20 protein-coding genes and 1 tRNA gene are annotated in these 21,283 nt (G+C 36.8%); 5 read left to right on the top strand and 16 right to left on the bottom strand.

All coding sequences use genetic code 11. The features are described 5' to 3' along the window. Positions 1-33: 33 nt before the first annotated feature. Genes nadA through nadC form a run of 3 tightly spaced genes read left to right on the top strand, consistent with a single transcriptional unit; the run spans position 34 to position 3,452 of the window. Complete coding sequence (gene nadA / locus NG655_RS03205) at positions 34-1,035, top strand: quinolinate synthase NadA (protein ID WP_252157905.1); 1,002 nt, start codon at positions 34-36, stop codon at positions 1,033-1,035. A 1-nt stretch (position 1,036) separates the two neighbouring features. Beyond that, on the top strand, positions 1,037-2,593 hold the full coding sequence (gene nadB, locus NG655_RS03200) for an L-aspartate oxidase (protein ID WP_252157904.1): 1,557 nt from the start codon (positions 1,037-1,039) through the stop codon (positions 2,591-2,593). Beyond that, on the top strand, positions 2,586-3,452 hold the full coding sequence (gene nadC / locus NG655_RS03195) for a carboxylating nicotinate-nucleotide diphosphorylase (RefSeq protein WP_252157903.1): 867 nt from the start codon (positions 2,586-2,588) through the stop codon (positions 3,450-3,452). The genes nadB and nadC overlap by 8 nt, the downstream gene beginning before the upstream one ends. Before the next feature lie 3 nt (positions 3,453-3,455). On the opposite strand, the gene NG655_RS03190 is transcribed toward nadC, so the two are convergent. After that, a complete protein-coding gene (locus NG655_RS03190) occupies positions 3,456-4,052 on the bottom strand; it encodes a hypothetical protein (protein ID WP_252157902.1) in 597 nt (198 codons plus the stop codon). A 106-nt stretch (positions 4,053-4,158) separates the two neighbouring features. Here NG655_RS03190 and NG655_RS03185 point away from each other — a divergent pair, with 106 nt between their 5' ends. Next, complete coding sequence (locus NG655_RS03185; RefSeq protein ID WP_252157901.1) at positions 4,159-5,073, top strand: DUF1338 domain-containing protein; 915 nt, start codon at positions 4,159-4,161, stop codon at positions 5,071-5,073. Next, on the top strand, positions 5,073-5,342 hold the full coding sequence (locus tag NG655_RS03180; RefSeq protein ID WP_252157900.1) for a hypothetical protein: 270 nt from the start codon (positions 5,073-5,075) through the stop codon (positions 5,340-5,342). Before NG655_RS03185 ends, NG655_RS03180 begins: the two co-directional genes overlap by 1 nt. A 49-nt stretch (positions 5,343-5,391) precedes the next feature. Here NG655_RS03180 and NG655_RS03175 read toward each other — a convergent pair. From NG655_RS03175 to mraZ, 15 genes are all read right to left on the bottom strand, one after another. Beyond that, a tRNA-Arg gene (locus NG655_RS03175) sits at positions 5,392-5,465 on the bottom strand. A gap of 20 nt (positions 5,466-5,485) precedes the next feature. Beyond that, positions 5,486-5,938 (bottom strand): GatB/YqeY domain-containing protein, encoded by a 453-nt coding sequence (locus NG655_RS03170; protein WP_252157899.1) that lies wholly within the window; start codon positions 5,936-5,938, stop codon positions 5,486-5,488. Positions 5,939-5,950: 12 nt separating this feature from the next. Beyond that, positions 5,951-7,969 (bottom strand): cell division protein FtsZ, encoded by a 2,019-nt coding sequence (gene ftsZ / locus NG655_RS03165; protein ID WP_252157898.1) that lies wholly within the window; start codon positions 7,967-7,969, stop codon positions 5,951-5,953. A 15-nt stretch (positions 7,970-7,984) separates the two neighbouring features. After that, positions 7,985-9,274, bottom strand: a complete 1,290-nt coding sequence (gene ftsA, locus NG655_RS03160; protein ID WP_252157897.1) for a cell division protein FtsA — start codon at positions 9,272-9,274, stop codon at positions 7,985-7,987. A gap of 6 nt (positions 9,275-9,280) precedes the next feature. Then, on the bottom strand, positions 9,281-9,991 hold the full coding sequence (locus NG655_RS03155; RefSeq protein ID WP_252157896.1) for a cell division protein FtsQ/DivIB: 711 nt from the start codon (positions 9,989-9,991) through the stop codon (positions 9,281-9,283). Between the two features lies 1 nt (position 9,992). After that, on the bottom strand, positions 9,993-11,324 hold the full coding sequence (gene murC, locus NG655_RS03150) for a UDP-N-acetylmuramate--L-alanine ligase (protein ID WP_252157895.1): 1,332 nt from the start codon (positions 11,322-11,324) through the stop codon (positions 9,993-9,995). Beyond that, positions 11,321-12,412, bottom strand: a complete 1,092-nt coding sequence (gene murG, locus NG655_RS03145) for an undecaprenyldiphospho-muramoylpentapeptide beta-N-acetylglucosaminyltransferase (protein WP_252157894.1) — start codon at positions 12,410-12,412, stop codon at positions 11,321-11,323. Before murG ends, murC begins: the two co-directional genes overlap by 4 nt. After that, a complete protein-coding gene (locus NG655_RS03140; RefSeq protein ID WP_252157893.1) occupies positions 12,399-13,607 on the bottom strand; it encodes an FtsW/RodA/SpoVE family cell cycle protein in 1,209 nt (402 codons plus the stop codon). Before NG655_RS03140 ends, murG begins: the two co-directional genes overlap by 14 nt. Beyond that, a complete protein-coding gene (murD, locus tag NG655_RS03135; protein ID WP_252157892.1) occupies positions 13,607-14,944 on the bottom strand; it encodes a UDP-N-acetylmuramoyl-L-alanine--D-glutamate ligase in 1,338 nt (445 codons plus the stop codon). Before murD ends, NG655_RS03140 begins: the two co-directional genes overlap by 1 nt. Beyond that, positions 14,944-16,155 (bottom strand): phospho-N-acetylmuramoyl-pentapeptide-transferase, encoded by a 1,212-nt coding sequence (gene mraY / locus NG655_RS03130; RefSeq protein ID WP_252157891.1) that lies wholly within the window; start codon positions 16,153-16,155, stop codon positions 14,944-14,946. The genes murD and mraY overlap by 1 nt, the downstream gene beginning before the upstream one ends. Position 16,156: 1 nt before the next feature. Continuing rightward, complete coding sequence (locus NG655_RS03125) at positions 16,157-17,617, bottom strand: UDP-N-acetylmuramoyl-L-alanyl-D-glutamate--2,6-diaminopimelate ligase (RefSeq protein ID WP_252157890.1); 1,461 nt, start codon at positions 17,615-17,617, stop codon at positions 16,157-16,159. Next, positions 17,614-19,605 carry a penicillin-binding protein gene (locus NG655_RS03120; RefSeq protein WP_252157889.1) on the bottom strand — a complete coding sequence of 664 codons (1,992 nt, stop codon included), beginning with the start codon at positions 19,603-19,605 and terminating at the stop codon, positions 17,614-17,616. The genes NG655_RS03125 and NG655_RS03120 overlap by 4 nt, the downstream gene beginning before the upstream one ends. Beyond that, positions 19,602-19,919, bottom strand: coding sequence for an FtsL-like putative cell division protein (locus tag NG655_RS03115; RefSeq protein ID WP_252157888.1), 318 nt, complete (start codon positions 19,917-19,919; stop codon positions 19,602-19,604). Before NG655_RS03115 ends, NG655_RS03120 begins: the two co-directional genes overlap by 4 nt. Continuing rightward, the gene (gene rsmH / locus NG655_RS03110; protein WP_419469265.1) at positions 19,916-20,818 is read right to left on the bottom strand and encodes a 16S rRNA (cytosine(1402)-N(4))-methyltransferase RsmH; all 903 of its coding nucleotides are present in this window, start codon (positions 20,816-20,818) and stop codon (positions 19,916-19,918) included. The genes NG655_RS03115 and rsmH overlap by 4 nt, the downstream gene beginning before the upstream one ends. After that, positions 20,799-21,266 carry a division/cell wall cluster transcriptional repressor MraZ gene (gene mraZ, locus NG655_RS03105; protein ID WP_252157887.1) on the bottom strand — a complete coding sequence of 156 codons (468 nt, stop codon included), beginning with the start codon at positions 21,264-21,266 and terminating at the stop codon, positions 20,799-20,801. The genes rsmH and mraZ overlap by 20 nt, the downstream gene beginning before the upstream one ends. Positions 21,267-21,283 lie beyond the last annotated feature (17 nt).

Below are 21,283 nucleotides of genomic sequence, written 5' to 3'. Positions count from 1 at the left end.
AAGTATTTTTACTAAAATAAAAAAAGCACCTCAATGGGTATTCAACCAGACCTTGAAACTGCAACCTCGAAACTATCGATTCGAGGTTATTTAAACTTACCCGTTCCTCCAAAAGAAGAACTTGTTTCGGAAATTAAGCGCTTAAAGAAAGAGAAAAACGCAGTCTTACTGGCGCATTACTACCAAAATAAAGAAATCCAGGAACTTGCAGATTATTTAGGGGACAGTCTGTATTTAGCTAAAGCTGCTGCTAAAGCAGAAGCTGATATGATTGTTTTTGCCGGAGTACATTTTATGGCTGAAACTGCAAAAATAATTAACCCAACAAAAAAAGTAGTACTTCCCGATCTTAAAGCAGGTTGTTCTCTAGCTGACTCCTGCCCTCCCACTGATTTTAAAAAATTTAAAGAACTTCATCCCGATGCTATTGTAGTTACTTACATCAACTGTTCTGCCGACATTAAAGCATTGAGCGACATTGTGTGTACTTCAAGCAATGCGATTAAGGTAATTGAATCGATACCAAAAGATCAAAAAATAATTTTTGCACCCGATAAAAATTTGGGGCGTTACCTAATAAAAGAAACCGGAAGGGATCTGATCCTTTGGGACGGTGCTTGTATTGTTCATGAAGCTTTTTCGTTCGAAAAAATCATTACTTTATTTAAAGAGCATCCAAAAGCCAAATTCATAGCCCACCCAGAAAGTGAAAGTCAGGTGTTAGACGTTGCACATTATGTTGGAAGCACTTCTGGACTATTGAATTTTGTTCAAGAAGACGATGCAAACGAGTATATTGTAGCAACAGAAGCTGGAATATTACATGAAATGCAAAAAAGAGCTCCCAACAAAACATTCATTCCTGCCCCAGTTGAGGACGACACTTGCGCTTGTAGTGAGTGTGCTTTTATGAAATTGAACACCCTCGAAAAGCTATATCTCTGCCTAGAGCACGAATTACCAGAAATACTCCTTGACGAAGAATTAATGATTAAAGCTCGTCTTCCTATTGAGCGTATGCTAGAACTAGGATAATATGAATACAGATGTACTTGTTATTGGAACCGGAATTTCTGGCTTGTCTTATGCTATCAAGTTATCTAAACTTTCTCCCGAAACAAAAATTACCTTAATCTGCAAAGAAGATTTAATGGAAGGGAATACTCGATATGCACAGGGAGGAATTGCTGCGGTATACAATTTCGAGAAAGACTCTTTTGACAAACACATCGAAGACACTTTCATCGCTGGAGATCGCGAAGGAAATCCTGAGGTTATTGATTTTGTAGTAAAAGAAGGAACAGAGCGCGTAAATGAATTAATCTCTTGGGGAACTGCTTTCGACACCAAAGACACTAAAGAAATAGACCTTGCCAGAGAGGGAGGACATTCTGAAAAAAGAATCTTACACTATAAAGACCATTCCGGATCTGAAATTCAACGTGCTTTGATTAATAAGATTAAAGCCATTGAGAACATACAGTATTTTGAAAACCACATACTGGTTGATTTAATCACAGATCACCATACCAAGACCAACCATCAACGCTGCTACGGAGCCTATATAATCTCTACAATAGACCAAGAAATAATTACCATTTCTTCTAAACTAACCATTCTTTCTACCGGAGGAATTGGTCAATTATACGAATTCACAACCAACCCAAGAGTTGCAACAGGCGATGGACTTGGAGCTGCCTATCGTGCCAAGGTTAAAATAAAAAATCTGCCGTACATTCAGTTTCATCCCACTGCTTTATATCCAAAAGTAAAGGGTGAAACCTTTTTAATCACAGAAGCACTTCGCGGATCTGGAGGAATTTTAAAAAACAGCAGCGGAGAACGATTCATGAAAAGGTACGATGAACGTGGTGAATTGGCACCTCGAGATATTGTTTCGAGAGCAATCGCACAAGAATTACTTTCGCGAGAAGAAAATCATGTTCTACTGGATGCAACTCAGGTCGATCAGGAAGAATTCATGTCGCACTTCCCGATGATTAACGAAACCTGCTTGTCTGTAGGTATTGACCCCTCTAAAGAAGGAATCCCGGTTGTGCCAGCAGCACATTACAGCTGCGGTGGTATCGAAGTAGATTATCATGGAGCGTCTAGTTTAAACGGATTATTTGCTATTGGAGAATGTAGTCACACAGGACTCCATGGAGCGAATAGACTCGCGTCGAACTCCCTTCTAGAAGCAATTGTATACGCACACAGAGCCGCAGTATATTCGGCTGAAAGCTTGAACCAAGAATTACCTAACCAACGTTTTTATGATCAAATTCCAGAATGGAATGGACAGGAGTATTCCTCGGACTTAAAACTTATAAAAACACAAAAACTGTTCAAAGAACTCCAGCATGTAATGAGCAACAAAGCTGGAATTTTTAAAACAAACGAAGGGCTAGAACAAGCCTCTATAGAACTGAATAATCTTTATAAAGAAACCTTAGACCTCTACCAAAAAAATAAATTAACCCCGCAACTCTGTGAGCTAAGAAATATGGTTAGTGTTGCATATTTATTAATCAACCAAGCACTGGAGATTAAAGAAAATAAGGGTGTTTTTTACAACAATGACTATGCATAAAAATTCATTTTTAGAACAATATAAATCTGAAATCGATTCATTCATATCTGCTGCGCTAAAAGAAGATATTGGAGACGGAGATCACACAAGTCAGTCCTGTTTGTCTAATAACGAAACAAGCAAAGCCAATTTATTAGTAAAAGAACCGGGTATTATTGCGGGAGTTGAACTGGCAGAATATATTTTTAAATCGAGAAATTCTAATTTTAAATTTGAACGTAAAATAAAAGACGGCACCCAGGTAAACGTAGGCGATGTTGTTTTTACAATAGAGGGACCTCAACTAGAGCTATTGGCGACCGAGCGTTTGGTTCTGAATTGCATGCAACGAATGACAGGAATTGCGACCCTTACCCACACAATTTCAGAACAAATTAAGCACACCAACTGCAGGTTATTAGATACTAGAAAAACAACACCAAACTTCAGATACCCCGAAAAGTGGGCTGTTGTAATTGGAGGAGGAGAAAATCACAGAATGGGATTATTCGATATGATTATGATTAAAGACAATCATGTTGACTTTTGTGGTTCTATTCCTAAAGCACTTACCAAAACAAAAGAGTACTTAGAAAAAAACAATTTAGACCTACCCGTTATTATCGAAGTAAGAAACGAAGAAGAGATTAAAGCCTGCTTAGACTTCCCGTGGATTCACCGAATTTTATTAGACAATATGAAACCGGAAGTACTCTCCATAGGACTCGATATTATTAACGGTGCTATATCTACCGAAGCTTCTGGCAACATCAGTAGCAAAAACATTGTATCGATTGCAGAAACAGGCGTAGACTATGTTTCACTGGGAGCCATTACACATTCCGCCAAAAACATTGACCTCAGCCTAAAAGCGGTTTAAAACTTACCGGTTTAATTCTGGAGTGTAAGTAGACAAATCAAAATTAAACCACTCAAACGTAGTATTTTTATTCTGAACCGAAACAGGAATACGCATTCGAATAGGTTTCTTTTGATCTGCAAGATTGCTTATAACAGCATCCTCTATTTGCATTTGAAAAACGTTACTTCTAGAATACGAAGATTTCACCTGGCTTATTGTCCCTAGTTCGTCAGTTACCTCAACATTAACAGGACATACACTGAGGCATCGAGGGAATTTAAAATCATTTTCGTTAAGAGCAGAAGACTCTAGATAAGCGCCTAAAATTTCACCATCCTGTGCCCCTTTTTTTCCTACTTTAAAATATATAGTAATCCCCATTTCAATAGAAGAACCGTCTGGATTGGTAGCCGAAATGGTGTTGTCAGAAAGTTTCCCTACGGTATAGTAAGGAACTATATCCTCGCCTGTAGGGAGTTGTTTTAAATCAAAAAACCATCCCGCTTGTTCATATACCCCTACCCCAATTTTCTTTGCTTTTACAGCCGAGGAATTAGTACCAGAGCAAGAGGTCCCTATTATAAGTGTTAACAGAAGTATTGATAACGTTCTTTTCATTTAAAATTATTTTGAGCCTACAAAAATACAAAGTTTAGAAGTGAATTAAAAGTTTGTGCTACATTTACTGTACCTCAATTTGAATTAATCATTAAAAAAGAACCCGATGAAGCTTTTTTCTGAAAAATCTACCTTAGACACCATTTTAAACGGTCTCTTCAAAACCTATTTTGAACGTGTTCCAGACGTTAAAAAAATAACCAACGCCATGATCAAAAAAGGGTGGGTTTCCTCACAAGAGGATATCATTAACGACCATGTTGCTTTTAGAACCCTGGGGGTTAAAAACCTTGGAATTGCTTCCTTCGAAAAAATATTCTTAGCCCACGGATACCAAAAGAAAGAATTTTATTCCTTCGAAGCTAAGAAACTCAATGCCTATTGGTATGCTCCACCGACCGAAAATCAACCGCGAATTTTTATAAGCGAACTGCGAGTAGAAGAATTGAGCAAGGAAGCACAGGATATTATTTATAAATACACCGAAAACATAACAACAGACCCGGTTGATTTGTTGGACTTGAATACCCCAAAACAGGTGGTTGAATTTTTCGAAAAACCGCTTTGGAAGCTACCCACTCTATCCGACTATAATACCTTATTAAACGAAAGCGAATACGCAGCCTGGGTTCTCTATAACCGCTACTACCTTAACCATTACACCATTAGTGTGCACGAACTTCCGAATGGATATGACCGCTTAGAGAAATTTAATGAATTCTTGGTCGCCTTAGGAATTAAACTGAACGACGCTGGAGGCGTAATTAAAATAAGTAAAGACGGTTTATTACTCCAAAGTAGCTCAGTTGCTGAAATGATTACGGCTCGCTTTGAAGGAAATGATTCTCAGGAAATAGCCGGGAGTTATGTAGAGTTTGCCGAACGGAAAGTACTTTCTGAATTTAGCGGTTTAGACCCTAAATTAATTTCTTCAAAACACAGAAGAGACGGCTTCGAAACAGCAAATGCGGACAAGATCTTTGAAAGTACCTTCATTAAACAAACTAAAAAAGAAGCCTAATGAAAGATGGGATTATAATACTGCTTTTCGTGTTCCTTGGTGTCGGAATTGTCCATTTTTTTTCTTTAAAAATGCTGGATGTTTCTGTTGAAAAGAAAAACAAAATACGGAGGGTCTTCTATTATTTTTACGGTCTTGTTTATTCAATTGCAGGAGTCTTGCAGCTATACAGCAGCTCGTCCTTAGAATTAATCTACCTATTCCAAACCACTCTCGGAATCGTGTTTATTGTTCTTAATTTCTTAGGGAAATTAGATCCTAAGGTTTAATAAAAAACAATTAGTCTATTATATCTAAAGTGTATTCAGTGAAAAAAAGTGACCCAGAAGGGATTCGAACCCCTAACCGTCAGAGCCGAAATCTGATATTCTATCCAGTTGAACTACTGGGCCAATTTATATTTAAAGAGGTCCTAGGCGGACAACAATTGCTTTACCAGAGTAGAAATTGTTTTTCCATCTGCCTTTCCTGCTAATTGCTTACTTGCCATTCCCATAACCTTACCCATATCTTTCATGCTACTTGCTCCTGTTTGGCTAATTATAGCCTCAATGAGGGCTTTAACCTCCGCTTCTGAAAGCTGCTCCGGTAAGAAACGAGCAATAACCTCTGCTTGTGCTTCTTCTGGTTCTGCTAAGTCTGCACGATTTTGCTCTCTAAAGATCGCTGCACTATCGCGACGTTGTTTCACTAGCTTCTGAAGTAATTTAATTTCTTGATCTTCGGTTAGCTCTTCTGATGCTCCGGCTTCACTTTTTTGGAGTAAAACAGCAGATTTTATTGCACGTAAAGCTTCAAGAGCGAGTACGTTTTTGGCTTTCATAGCCTCTTTTATTTCGGTGGTTAAGTTATCTAATGCAGCCATGATATATCTTATTTAATCTACGTTATCGTGTAAAAATGAGTTGTTTGAACGGAATTGAATGTCTTCATTTGTATCTGTATCTACTGATATTTGAGAATTCCCTCTTTCCTCTGGGGTATCGTCAATGTCGAAACCTAACCGCTTATAAGCGGGTTGTTTCTCCATTTCTTCTATTTTGTTAATGTTATTTTTAAATGTGTAATTAAATTTCTTCAGTTGCTCTTTCCTTTTTTCATTTTCCAAATTAACACTTTCGTTTATGGAACGATCGAATGGATTTGCATCTGCAACAGGAGTTGATATTTGCTCCGGAACTTCTTCTTTAGAAACAATCTTGTATTCTACATCAATCTCATTTAGAGTTGTTTCACTTGCTATCGGAGTAAGTTCTTCTTCGACTTCTAATTCATCTAAATGAAAAACAGTAGTTACTTCTTGCTCTTGTTTTGGCTCCTCAACGGTATCAGAAACTATGGCTGGAGCCTCAAATTCTACCTCTTTAAATTGAATTGTTTCTTTTTGAACTGCCTCAGGTTCCATGATTGGCAAGTCAAATTCAAAACTAATTTGACTCTTCTCCTCTACCGTAAGGTGTTCTGCATCGATTACTTCAATATCTCGAACGTTGGTAACTATTTCATTAATTATAAACTCTTCTTCAACTACAGGAGTTTCATCTAGGGCAAAAGAAGGAGCAACCTGATCTGCTTCTACTTCAATTTCAGAAAAGTTCATTTCTAGCGCTGGAGTTGTCTCTGTTGTAACTTGCTCGAAAGAAACTTCTATGTCGTTTATAGCTTCACTAAACATCAAGTTTAGGTCTTGTGTTATTTCTTCGGTTACTTTGGTTTCTAGGCTCTCTGAAACAATTATTTCTTCTTCCTCTTCTTCGAGAACATACTTTACCACGGGCTCGCTCGTAGGCTTAGAAATTGGTGCAGAAAATGGAGAAATTTCTTCTTTTTTCTCGGTTAGATCATGAACAAAAGGCTGATCTTCTTCGAGGGTATGAATTACCTTTTTGGCTTCTGTATTTACGATTTCATGCTGCTGATCTGAATTAAATCCAGTCGCAATGATGGTTACAGAAATACTGTCGCCCAATTCTGGATCTTCTCCAACCCCCATGATGATGTTGGTGTTGTTCCCTGCTTCTGACTGAATAAAATCATTGATTTCACCGATTTCATCTATCGTAATTTCTTCAGATCCAGAAACGATTAGCAGAAGCACATTTTTACAACCTGTAATTTTGTTATCGTTAAGTAAGGGAGAATCTAAAGCTTTTACAATAGACTCTTGCGCTCGGTTAGCACCGGACGAGCTTGCAGAACCCATTATAGCAGATCCGCTATTGGTAAGTACCGTTTTAGCATCTTTAAGGTCAATATTCTGAGTATAGTGGTGCGTAATTACTTCGGCAATTCCTCTTGCGGCAGTTGCTAATACTTCGTCTGCTTTTGCGAAACCCGCTTTAAAGCCTAAGTTTCCGTATACTTCCCGCAGTTTATTGTTATTGATTACAATTAAAGAATCTACATTATTCTTTAATTCTTCCATTCCTTTTTGAGCTTGCTCCAGTCTAATTTTTCCTTCAAACTGAAACGGCATGGTTACGATTCCTACGGTTAGTACGTCTAAATCTTTTGCCATACGAGCTATAATTGGCGCTGCCCCTGTTCCGGTTCCACCACCCATACCTGCAGTAATAAAAACCATTTTGGTTTGAGTAGACAAAAGGGTATGTAAATCTTCGTAGCTTTCTTGAGCGGATTGTCTTCCAACATCTGGATTTGCACCGGCACCAAGTCCTTCTGTTAAGGAAGCTCCTAACTGTATTTTGATTGGGACAGCACTTTTCTCTAAGGCTTGAGCATCTGTATTACAAACAACGAAATCAACGCCAATTATTCCTTGCTGGAACATATAATTTATTGCGTTACTTCCACCGCCTCCAACTCCAATAACTTTAATTACATTGCTCTTGTTTTTGGGGAGATCAAAATTTATATCCGTGCTAAAATTGTCCATATACTTTAACTTTTATTATGCTTTATCCAAAAATTCTTTAAATCGATCCGTCCATTTATCAAAAATGGATTTTCTTCCTAGTGGAAGAACAGGTTCTATATCGCCTTCCGTTTGGTCTTCTGCTTCTTCTTCTGAGACCTTCGGTTTATTTTCGCAAGCGTTCATTAACAAACCAACTGCTGTTGAAAATGTAGGGCTTGCTGTTGTAGTGTCAGAATCACCAGCAAGATGCTCGTTAGGATATCCTATTCTAGTATCCATTCCAGTGATGTATTCTACCAATTGCTTTAAGTGTTTTAATTGACTTCCACCGCCTGTTAAAACGATTCCTGCGATCAACTTTTTCTTTTGGTCCTCGTGCCCGTAATTCTTTATTTCTAAAAATGCTTGTTCTATAATCTCTATAACGCGTGCATTGATTACTTTAGAGAGTGTTTTTAGAGAAATTTCTTTAGGCTCACGACCTCTTAAACCGGGTATAGAAACAATTTCAGTTTCTTTATTTTCCCCAGGCCAAGCAGATCCAAATTTTACTTTGAGTAGCTCTGCTTGTTTATGGATGATTGAACATCCTTCTTTTATGTCTTCTGTAATTACATTTCCTCCGAAAGGAATTACTGCAGTACTTCGAATGATTCCATCTTTAAAAATTGCTAAATCGGTTGTTCCACCTCCGATGTCAATCAACGCAACTCCAGCTTCTTTTTCTTCCTGGCTTAAAACAGCATCCGATGAGGCAATGGGCTCAAGGGTTACATCGCCCATGGTAAGACCCGCACTTTTAATGCAACGCCCTATGTTTCTGATCGAGGAAACCTGACCAACCACTACATGAAAATTAGCCTCTAAACGACCTCCATACATTCCTATAGGCTCTTTAATTTCGGCCTGACCATCTACTTTATACTCTTGTGGTAATACATGAATAATTTCCTCCCCCGGAAGCATTACGAGTTTATGAACTTGATTGATTAAACGATCAATATCTTCCTCATTTATTACTTCGTCAGCATTTTCTCGAGTGATATAATCACTATGCTGAAGGCTTCTAATGTGCTGTCCGGCAATCCCTACAATTACTTCATTAATTTCAACTCCTGCTTTAGCTTCCGCCTCTGCAACTGCTGTCTGAATTGATTGAATAGTTTGTGTGATGTTGTTTACAACACCGCGATGAACACCTAAACTTTTAGATTTTCCAATACCTAGAACCTCAACTTTATCGTATTCGTTCTTTTGGCCGACCATCGCTACAATTTTTGTAGTTCCAATGTCTAATCCTACGGATATGTTTTTATTCTTCATAACTGATCAACTTGACGCAATTACTTGCTGGTTGTATTTTAAATTTATTCTAGCAAAATCAGGTGCCTCTTCGAGAGTTTCCAAATATTTGCATAACGTTTTTAACTTTTGAACCTTCTCATTAAAACCGTTCATACTCCCCCACTCAACAACAAAATCATGAGAACGAATTTTAAATGAAAAATCAGTTCCTTCTGCCTCTATTTGAACAATTTCCCTTTTGAGAAAATCATCTTTGTTGACATTTTGCATAAAACGAACCAATTGTTCGGTTTGTTCTTTGCTTAGGGTACCAAAAAAAAGCGGAACATGAGGTGTAAAATGGTCCGATAAGGGAATTTTTACTGCTTCATAATCTATATAATAAGCTTCTTCGCCGGCGATTCTAACCAACGGAACCCGCTCTTGGATACTGACTGTCAACACTCTCGATGGCGAGCTGTAAACCTCAGCATTCAAAACAACAGGATAAGCCTCTAATTCTGCTTCAATACTACTCAAAGCTAGGGTATCTTTTAACCCAATAGACATTAACTCTTGGTTTTGTATTAACAATTTATTAACCATTTCAACATTTAAAAAATCATGCTGATCGTCAAAAAAAACTACTTCTAACCCACCTATCGCCCTTTGACTATTTTTCCAACTGCTGAATGCAACCGAAGAAATTATAATCAACGACACTGAAATGAATCCTAAGTATTTTTTTAACTTCATATTAGATTAATATTTCTTTTATTTTTGAAACCTCAGCTCCTATGTCACCTGCACCTAAAATAGAAATTATACGCTCTTGCGTTTCAGACAATTTAGCCCCTAACTCCTCTTTAGTAATTAATTCAACGTTATTTATAGTGATTAAATCTTTAAGCGCTTCGGAATCAACACCATCGATAGGGAGTTCTCTCGCCGGATATATGTCCAACAGAAAAACGCGATCGAAAAGAGATAATACGGAAGCAAATTCAGTCATAAAATCTTGGGTTCTTGAAAATAAATGTGGCTGAAAAACAACACACTTCTCATCGTCTGGGAAACTTGTACTTAAAGTTTCATAGACCGCTTTTATTTCTGTGGGGTGATGGGCATAATCGTCGATCAACACCAAATCTTCTCGATCGATTAAAACCTGGAGTCTTCGTTCAACCCCTGGGAATGTTTTTAGACTCTCAACCAAATCTGTAACTGGAATTCCAGCCTTTGAAGCCATCGAAATAGCTGCTAATGCGTTCGATAAGTTATGTGCGCCTAACTGATTGAAATACTGATTTTCGAACACACCCTCCGGAGTGTGTAATGTAAATTCTAGACCAGCAGACACTGGCTTAATCTGATCCATATAATAATCTGCTTTCTCAGTCACACTGTACGTTAATCCTGCCATTGGGATGCCTTTTTCAACAAATAAAGTTTTCTTTACTTGGGAAGCAAACTGAGCATAAGATTCTTTCATTTGCGATGCATCACCGTAAATATCTAAATGATCTGCATCTATGGATGTTATGCAAGCAATGGTTGGATTGAGATGTAAAAAAGAACGGTCAAATTCATCTGCTTCAACTAAAGTATATTCACTTCCACTGGATAACATATTGGTTTTAGAATCCTGAAAAACACCTCCAACAAAAGCTGTAAAAGAGGCTTCTGACTGTTGAAATAAATGGGTTAAAATTGCAGTGGTCGTGGTTTTCCCATGGGTCCCAGCAACAGCTAAACAGATTGTATTTCGAGTTAGATCCCCGAGAAGTTCAGCCCGCTTCATGATTTGATTCCCTTGATTTTCAAAATACTTTAATTGGGCGTGATTTTTTGGAATCGCAGGGGTAAATACAACTTGCGTTTTGATTGAGCACACCTCTTTTGGAAGTGAATCTACCAAGTCATTGAAAACAATTTGAATCCCTAAGCTCTCTAAAGAACTTGTTACTGCGGATGGGGTTTTGTCATATCCAAAAACCTGAGCCTCTTGAAGAACCAAGTATCGAGCAATGGACGACATCCCGATACCACCAATTCCTATGAAATAATATGTTTGATCTTTAAAATTCAATTGCTTTTTAATTCGTTTGTTATTTTGTCGACTATAGCTTGTGTTGCATTTGGCTTTGCAAAATGCACAAACTCTTTTTTTACTAATTTTTGATCCACCCTCAAAAGCGCATTAAATAAAGCTTCAAATTTGTCATCTGCCTCACTTTCAGATAATACAAATGCACCTCCCGTTTTGGCTAAAGCTTGTGCATTATGAAATTGATGATTATCTACTACATTTGGCGAAGGAATTAACATCACCGGTTTACCAATTACGGCTAATTCTGAAATTGAACTCGCTCCTGCTCTAGACAATAAAACATCTGCAGCAGCATAAACCAAATCCATTTCTTTTAAAAAAGCATGAACCTGGACGAATTCATTTTCATTATACTTTTTATAATGCTCAAAATACAGAGAACCACATTGCCAAATTAGCTGGATGTTCAATTTCAAAAACAAAGGCAGGTGAGATTCTATAATTTGATTTATTTTTTTTGCTCCAAGACTTCCACCCAAAATAACGAGCGTTTTCTTTGAACTTTCAAGCCCAAAACTCTTAATGGCATCGCTTTTTTTGTCGTTTACAGAAACTAAAACTTCACGAATTGGATTCCCCGTTTTAATTATTTTATTTTCTGGAAAAAACCGCTTCATATCGTCAAAAGCAACCGCTACTAAATCAACTTTTTTTCCTAACAACCGATTTGTAATTCCTGCAAACGAATTTTGTTCTTGAATGAGGGTTTTAATTTTTAAATAATGAGCAATAATTAAAATTGGTCCGCTAGCAAAACCACCTGTTCCAATAGCAAAATCAGGTCTGAATTTTAATAATATAAAAACAGACTGAAAGAAACTAACCATTAGCTTTAAAGGAAAAAGTAAATTCTTGACCAACGAACCTCGCTGTAAGCCTGAAATCCAAATACTCTTAATCTCATACCCTGCATTAGGTACTTTTGTCAGCTCCATTTTTCCAGCAGCACCCACAAAAAGGATTTTAGCATCAGGATATTCAGCCTTTAATTTATCTGCAATAGCAATTGCAGGATAAATATGACCTCCTGTTCCACCTCCCGATAATATGAATTTATATGGTTTCACTTAAAATAGCTAAAGGGTTATCTTCATTCGAAGCTTTAGGCTCCGTTTGTTCTTCTTTTTTATAATATGCCGAACTCACACTGAGTATTACTCCAAAAGCAACGCAGGTCATCCAAGCCGAAGTACCACCGCTACTAACCATTGGCAAAGTTTGTCCAGTTACAGGTAAAACCTGTAGCGCAACTCCCATATTGATCATTGCCTGAAATATGATTGGAATGCCAACACCAATAACAACTAATTTACCGAAAACGGAGGTTGTTCGATTTGCAATTACCATAATCCTAAAAAGAATTAATAAGTAAGAAAAAATTAAACCTATACCTCCAAGTAAACCAAATTCTTCTATGATAATGGCATAAATAAAATCCGAACTACTTTGAGGTAAAAAGTTTTTCATAACACTCTTACCAACCCCTAAACCTGTTACTCCTCCGGTTGCAATAGCAATTTTGGCTCGTTCTACTTGATAATTATCTACTGACTGATCGTCTGGCTGACTAAAACTTTCTATTCTACTAACCCAGGTATCTACACGGTTTGGAATTAGATCCGGAAAAGCCTTGGCCGATAAAACAAACAACAAAGCCAACAATAAGGCACACCCTATCATCACTCCCAAATACCGAATGGGATACCCTCCCAAAAAAGCAAGCATAAAGACCATCATTGAAATCAATGCCGCAGTAGATAAATTTGAAGGAAGAATTAGAGATACTACTATAAAAACCGGGAGCCATAACGGAAGTATTGAATCCTTAAACGATTGGGGATTCTCATAGTTTTTTGATAAATAATGAGCTACATAAATCATCAACACTACTGAAGCTAAGGTTGATGTTTGGAAACTAAAACCTACAAAAGGGATTCGAATCCATCGACTCGCATTTGCACCATCGATTACCGTTCCTTGAGATGCGGTATAAATAAGCAATAAAACAACAACAGGCAGAGATAAAATAGAAATAGCTTTGAAATATTGATACGGTATTTTATGTACCCCTATCATAAACCCAAATCCAAAAATCAAAATAACCATGTGCTTGAATAAATAATACCAAGGTGTTCCCTCTCCCACAACATAAGCAAGATTTGAACTTGCACTAAAAACTGGGAAAAACGAAAATATTGCTAAGAGCGCTAGAAGAACCCAAAGCGATAAATCACCATCGATAAGTTTGTATTTTTTATTCATTATAAATTCCTAACCGCTTGTTTAAATTGATCTCCTCTGTCTTCATAGTTTTTAAATAAATCAAAACTAGCGCAGGCAGGGGATAGTAATACAGTTTCTTTTTTATCTGCAATTTTGTGCGCAATCTTTACGGCTTCGTTAATGGATTGGGTTTCAACAATCACATCGACGACAGGACCAAAAACTTCTATTAATTTTTTATTATCTACACCAAGACAAACAATTGCTTTAACTTTTTCACGAACCAAAGGAAGAAGTTGACTATAATCATTCCCCTTATCGACTCCTCCAGCAATCCAAACAGTTTGAGACTTTACACTATCCAAAGCATAATAAGCAGCATTAACATTCGTGGCTTTAGAGTCATTGACGTAGGTTACATTTTGAATCTTCAAAAACTGTTCTAACCTATGAGGAACACCCTTAAAACTCATTAAACTTTCACGGATAGAGTCTTTACTAACTTTTAACAGCCTCGCAACAGTAACTGCAGCCATTGCATTAAGCAAATTATGTCTTCCCTGTAACTGAAATTGTGTAGTTTGTATCATAGTTTGTGAATTATCTTGTTGTATAATAATCTGATCATCTGCCGAATAAACCCCGTCATTTTTAGGCTTTTCAAAACCAAATGAAATGGTTTTAACCTCAGACTTTGACTTATTCAGAGCGTCAATTAAAACTGGATCTTCTGCGTTGAATACTAAAAATTGATTGGGAGATTGGTTTTCAATAATGCGCATTTTAGAGGCTACATATTTTGAAAAACTATTTTCATATCGATCTAAATGATCTGGTGTAATGTTTGTAATTACTGCAACTTCGGGTTGGAATGAGTAAATATCATCGAGCTGAAAACTACTGATTTCTAATACATAGACATCTCGATTCGTTTCTGCAACCTGTCTCGCAAAACTATACCCTATATTTCCTGCTATGCCAACATTAATTCCAGATTGTTCTAATAAATAATGGGTTAACAGCGTAGTGGTCGTTTTTCCGTTACTTCCAGTAATTCCTACGAGGGTAGCTTTAGTGTATTGACTTGCAAACTCGATCTCTGAAACTATTTTAATTCCAGATGATCGTATCTTTTGAATTAAATCGATATGATCTGGAATTCCAGGACTTTTCATTACTAAATCTGCCTGTAGTATCGAGTTCATATCATGTCCACGTTCTTCAAAACGAACCCCCAAGTGATTTAGCTCCTTCTTAACTTTTTGAGAAAGCAAACCAGAATCTGACAAGAAAACATTATACCCTTGCTTAACGCCTAAAACAGCGGAACCAATTCCACTTTCTCCTCCTCCTAATATGACTAGCTTCTTAGACATTATCTAATTTTAAGAGTTACAATAGTTAATACGCTTAACAGAATTCCAATAATCCAAAAACGAGTTACAATCTTACTTTCATGGTACCCTAATTTTTGATAATGATGATGGAGTGGTGCCATCAAGAAAATTCTTTTTCCTGTACCCGTTCTTTTTCGAGTATATTTAAAATATACCACTTGAAGTACGACCGATAAATTTTCTAAAACGAAAATTCCACACAAAAGAGGTAAGAGTAATTCTTTACGAATCATAATCGCTACAACAGCAATGATTGCCCCAATAGTAAGACTTCCGGTATCCCCCATAAACACCTGAGCAGGATAGGTATTGTACCATAAAAAACCAATTAACGACCCTAAAAAGGCAGCTACAAAAATTGTTATTTCTCCAGCGTTTGGTATATACATTATATTCAGATAATCTGAAAAAATAACGTTCCCAGAAAACCAAGCGAATACCCCTAGAGTAAAAACCATAATAGCCGAACTACCCGCTGCAAGACCATCAATTCCATCTGTTAAATTCGCTCCGTTTGAAATCGCTGTGATAATAAAAACTACAAAAGGAATGAAAATCATCCAGGCATAAGGAGCCGAATTAGGAATCCATTCGATGAGAGCTGAATAATCAAATTCGTTATTTTTTAAAAAAGGAATTGTTGTTAAAGTTGATTTAACATCACTAGAAACACTTTCAATTCCTTGTTCTACAAGAACAGAAGGTTGATCTAATCGAACGGTTACTTCTGAATGAAAATATAAGGTGCATCCGACCACTATCCCCAGAATAACTTGACCAATTACTTTAAAAATACCCTTTAAACCTTCTTTATCTTTTCTAAAAACCTTTATATAATCATCCAAGAAACCAATAGCACCCATCCATAGCGTGGTGAAAATTAAAAGTAGAATGTAAATGTTTTGAAGCTGAGCGATTAAAAGTACCGGGATTAAAGTGCTTATAATTATAATTACACCTCCCATTGTAGGAGTTCCTGATTTTTGAACTTGACCGTCAAGACCAAGCTCTCTTACCGTTTCGCCTATTTGTTTTTTCTTTAAAAAATCAATTATTTTTTTACCAAAAATGGTTGAAAAAAGTAATGAAAACACAACTGCAAGTGCTGCCCTAAAAGATAAGAACTGAAAAAGTCCGGCTCCTGGCATTTGATACTGTCTCTCTAAATACTCAAATAAATAGTATAACATATTAGAATAATTTCAATAATATTTCTTGAACAACCTTACGGTCGTCAAACGCTGTTTTAACCCCTTTAATTTCTTGATAGGTTTCATGACCCTTGCCAGCAATTAAGAGAACATCTTTTGGCTCGAGTAACATACAAGCTGTTTTAATCGCCTCCTTGCGGTCGTTTACTTTTAATGTTTTCTTGTAATTTTCTGGAGCTACACCTGCTTCCATATCCGCAATGATCTGATCCGGATCTTCGGAACGAGGATTGTCAGAAGTAAAGATTACACGATCACTTAAATTTGCTGCTACAGCTGCCATTTTTGGTCTTTTACTCTGATCACGATCACCACCACAACCCACAACCGTAATTAATTTTTCATTTCGCGTACGTACCGAGTTTATCGTTTTTATTACATTCTTTAAAGCATCGGGGGTGTGCGCATAATCTACAATTACAAGTGACCCATGAGGCCCTTGAATGGTTTCAAAACGTCCACTTACATTTTTAAGACTACTTAAACCCGCTAACACCTCCAATTGATCTTTCTCCAAAAGAGATGCAATAGCATAAACGGCAAGTAAATTGGAAGCATTAAATGCACCTAACAATTGGGTCCAAAACTCTTGATCATCTACTTTTAAGAGCATTCCTGTAAATTGATGCTCTAGAATCTGAGCTCTAAAGTCTGCATAGTTCTCTAAGGCAAAAGATTTTTTATTTGCTTTTGTATTTTGAACCATGTAAGCCCCATTCTTATCATCAAGATTTACTAAGCAAAAAGCAGTTTTTGGAAGTAAATCAAAGAATCGTTTTTTGGTATCCCGATAAGATGCAAAGGTCTCGTGATAGTCTAGATGATCTTGAGTAAGATTAGTAAATACACCTCCTTTAAACTGTAAACCATGTATGCGTCCTTGATCAATTCCATGAGAGGAAACTTCCATAAAACAATAACTAACTCCTTTACGAACCATTGCGTCTAAATGGAAATTAATAGACAAAGGATCTGGTGTTGTATGGGTGGCTGGGATTACTTCAGAACCAAACTTTATTTCAACCGTTGAAAGCAAACCTACTACATACCCTAAACGAGTAAATAACTCATAACATAAACTAGCAACAGTAGTTTTTCCATTAGTTCCAGTAACTCCAACGAGTTCTAATTTTCTAGACGGATGATCGTAGTAATTGTCAGCAACAACTGCAAGGGCTATACGAGTGTCGTTTACCCTAATGAAAGAAATGTTTTGAGGCGTATTTTTAGGTTTTTCTGAAACTAAAATAACGGTTGCCCCTTTTTTAATTGCATCCTCTATATAGTCATGCCCATTCGACTGATCTCCTTCAATAGCAACAAAAAGCGTATTCGGTTCTACCTTTCTAGAATCAAAGGCTACCTTGTTGATCTGTTTATCAATAGAACCATAAGTCTGTTCAATTGACACCCCAAACAATAAGTCTTTTAATTCTTTCATGAGAGCTCTAATAGAATTTGCTGTTTAACTTTTACTTTTGATCCTTTTTTAATAGACTGACGAATGACCTTTCCTGTTCCTTTAAGCTCAACTTTAAGACCCATACGCTCTAATAACATCAACGCATCCATAGCTGGCATTCCTTTAAGGTTTGGAATTACCTCCTCCGTTGTTAATTTATATTCGTCCTCTAATAAGTCTTCAGTTTTTGTAAATCTCAATTCCGGGACTTTAATTTCTTTAGGAGTACTGTTGTAAATATTTAAAGCAATTTCTTTAAACACGGGAGCAGCTACAGTAGCACCATAGTACCCTATATTTTTATTTGGTCTATGAATTACGACAATACAAGAATATTTTGGTTCGTCAGCTGGAAAATAGCCTACAAAACTTGAAACATACTGCGTTTCTTCTGTGGTGTAATCTACCTGACAGGTTCCTGTTTTACCTGCTATAGAAAAGTTCTCATCTTTAATTCTATAACCTGTTCCCCACTTTTTATCTACAACGTTAAGCATCATTTTCTGAACCGTCTGAAGTGTTTCTTGTGAGCATATAGAAGGATTCAAAACTTCTTTTTCGAAATATTTTACCGGAGTTTCACCAAAATTGCTAATTCGATCAATGAACTTTGGCTTAACCATTTCACCTCCATTTGCAATGGCATTGTAGAATGTTAAAGTCTGCAGAGGAGTCATTAAAACACCATATCCGAAAGCCATCCATGGTAAATCTAAACCGTCCCAATCCGAATCTGTTGGGTATGGAATTTTCGGAATTGCTTCCCCTTTAAACGGAAGTCCAAGTGGCTTATGAAGCCCCATATTGTACAAACGATTTACAAATTTAGAAGGGTTGTTTTTGTAATTATCATGTATTATTTTAACAATACCCGTATTCGAAGACACCTCAAAAGCTTTTGATGCAGTAAGCAGGCCATAGCCCCCTTTTTTGGAATCCCTTACTTTATATTTATTGTAAAATGTTAGCTCTCCTCCTGTAGTATCAATAAGGTCATTTGCATCAACGACTTTATCCTCTAAAGCTGCAATCATAGCCATTAATTTAAAAGTTGATCCTGGCTCATGTGCTTCACCAACTGCATAATTTAATTTCTCGTAATACTTTCCTTGTGAAGTTCTTCCAAGATTAGAAATTGCTTTTATATTTCCAGTCTTCGTTTCCATCACCACCACACTTCCATGGTCAGCTTCAAATTTTTCTAATTGTGCGAGTAAAGAATGGTGTGCAATATCCTGCATATTAATATTCAGGGTAGTATACACATCATACCCTTCTGTAGGCTCTTTCTCGTTATTGTCGTTAATCGGCTTCCACTGTCCGTTAGCGATTTTTTGTTTCATTCGTCTTCCATCCTCGCCTTTTAAATATTGACCATAGGCACCTTCCAATCCCACTCTTAAATAATTTCCACTGGGATCTCTTTGCTCATAACCAATGGTCCGTTCTGCTATTTTACCAATAGGATTTTCACGAGTCAATCGAGACTCTACAATAAGCCCCCCTTTTAAAGAAGAACGATTGAAAAGTGGAAAACTTTTTATTTTTTTATAGGTTGAAAAATTCAAGTTCTTACCAATCAAAACATAGCGACTTTTCTTAGCTCTTGCTCTTTCTAACTTGTTTAGAAAAAAAGAAGCTGGTTTATCAAACACCTGACCCAAAGCTTTGGAAAGGCTATCCTTGTGTTTCTGGAATAATTTTTCGGAAGGCACTTTTGAATCCCACCGAAGCTCATAACGTGGAACTGTTGTAGCAAGGAGACTCTCGTCATCGGAGTAGATATTACCTCTACTTGGCTGTAAAACAAAATTCTTAACAGTTCTTTGCTGGGCTAAATCGCGATAATAGTCACCCTCTGAAAATTGAATGATAAACAGTTTAGAAACTAAAACACAAGCGAAGACAAACAGACCCAGTACCACTAGATAAAAACGATTCGTGATTTTTTTTGTCTCTACACTCATTTTTTGTCCGCTTCTACAATTAGTTTTATCGGAGGGTTTTTGGAAGGTTTAATCCCTTTTTCTCTGAGAGCTTCGGCTACTCTTGATTCCATTTTCAAAACCATTAGATAAGCACGTTTCTCGACAAAATTGCTTTTCATTTCTTTTAGCTCATTGTTTAACCTAGCGATTTTGAAAATTTTGCGATCTGCCATATGACCACTAGATATAACTACTAAGGCTAAAAAGGAAAGAAAAAGAATCATCCACCAGTTTTTTAAGGCATCATCCTTAATTAAAAACTCAATATTTAAAAAAGACAATAACTTGTTCATTTTTTTACTGCTATTCTCAGTTTAGCACTTCTTGCTCTACTGTTTAATTTTATTTCCTCTTCATCCGGAACAATCAGACCTCCTAATTTTTTTAGTGGTGTAAATCGGTTTCCAAAAAAATCTTGTTCTGCTTCACCTTCAAAAACCCCTTCTCTAATAAACCGCTTTACTAAACGATCTTCGAGAGAGTGATATGATATACAAACCAACCTTCCGTCTGGCTTGAGAATCTCTGCAGCTTGAACAAGAAATGATTTAATAACCTCTAACTCTTGATTAACCTCAATTCTAATTGCCTGAAATATTTGTGCTAAAACTTTATTTAAAAACCGCTCTGGAATTAACGGCTTAATTACAGCTATCAAATCTGTAGTTGTTACAATATCACTGACCTCCCTTTGGTCTAAAATCGCAGATACAATTTTGTGAGCTCCTTTCACCTCCCCATACAATTTCATTATCGAGATTAAATCTTCCTCTGAATATGCGTTTACAACTTCAAAAGCAGACAGAGAAGACTCTTGATCCATTCGCATATCTAAACGACCTTCAAATCGAGTCGAAAAACCTCTTTGTTCTGCATCAAACTGATGTGATGAAACTCCAAAGTCAGCTAGAATACCATCTACTCCTTTTATCCCATAAAACTTTAAATAACGCTTAAGGTCTTTGAAATTAGCTTGAATTAATTCAAAACGCGGGTCAGAAAGGGTGTTTTTAACTGCATCTTGATCTTGATCAAAAGCAAACAACCTCCCGTCTTGATTAAGAGACTTTAAAATCTTTCTAGAATGACCTCCACCGCCAAAAGTAACGTCGACGTAGATGCCTTCTGGCTTGGTCACCAAATCACTAACACTTCGTTCCAGTAAAACTGGATTATGATAATTGATCTCCATCTTTATCTCCCATTACTTCTTCGGCCAAAGCTCCAAAGTCGACCGTAGCATCGCTAATAGCCTCTTCATACAAACCTTTATCCCAGATTTCTAAAATATTTACAGCAGAAGAAATCACAACTTCTTTAGAAATTCCAGCGTGAATCACAAGATCTTTAGGAATTAACAAACGACCAGTTTGATCAACTTCAACTACCCGAACACCTGCGGTAAAGCGCCTTATAAAATCATTGTTCTTTTTATTAAAACGATTCAACTGGTTTACCTTTTCCATCATCGCCTCCCATTCTTTTATAGGATAAACCTCCAAACAAGAATTAAAAACTGCACGCTTTAAAACAAACTGTTCATTTATGTTTTGAGCAAGTTGCTTTTTAAGTGCAACAGGAAGCATAATACGCCCTTTGGCATCTGCTTTACATTCATATGTCCCAATAAAGTGCTGCATCTTAATTGTTTGCGAGT

Source organism: Candidatus Arcticimaribacter forsetii, from assembly GCF_910589745.1.
Classification (GTDB): Bacteria; Bacteroidota; Bacteroidia; order Flavobacteriales; family Flavobacteriaceae; genus Arcticimaribacter; species Arcticimaribacter forsetii.
The sequence above is the reverse complement of the archived record's forward strand: the minus strand, read 5'-3'. Positions and strand labels throughout refer to the sequence as shown.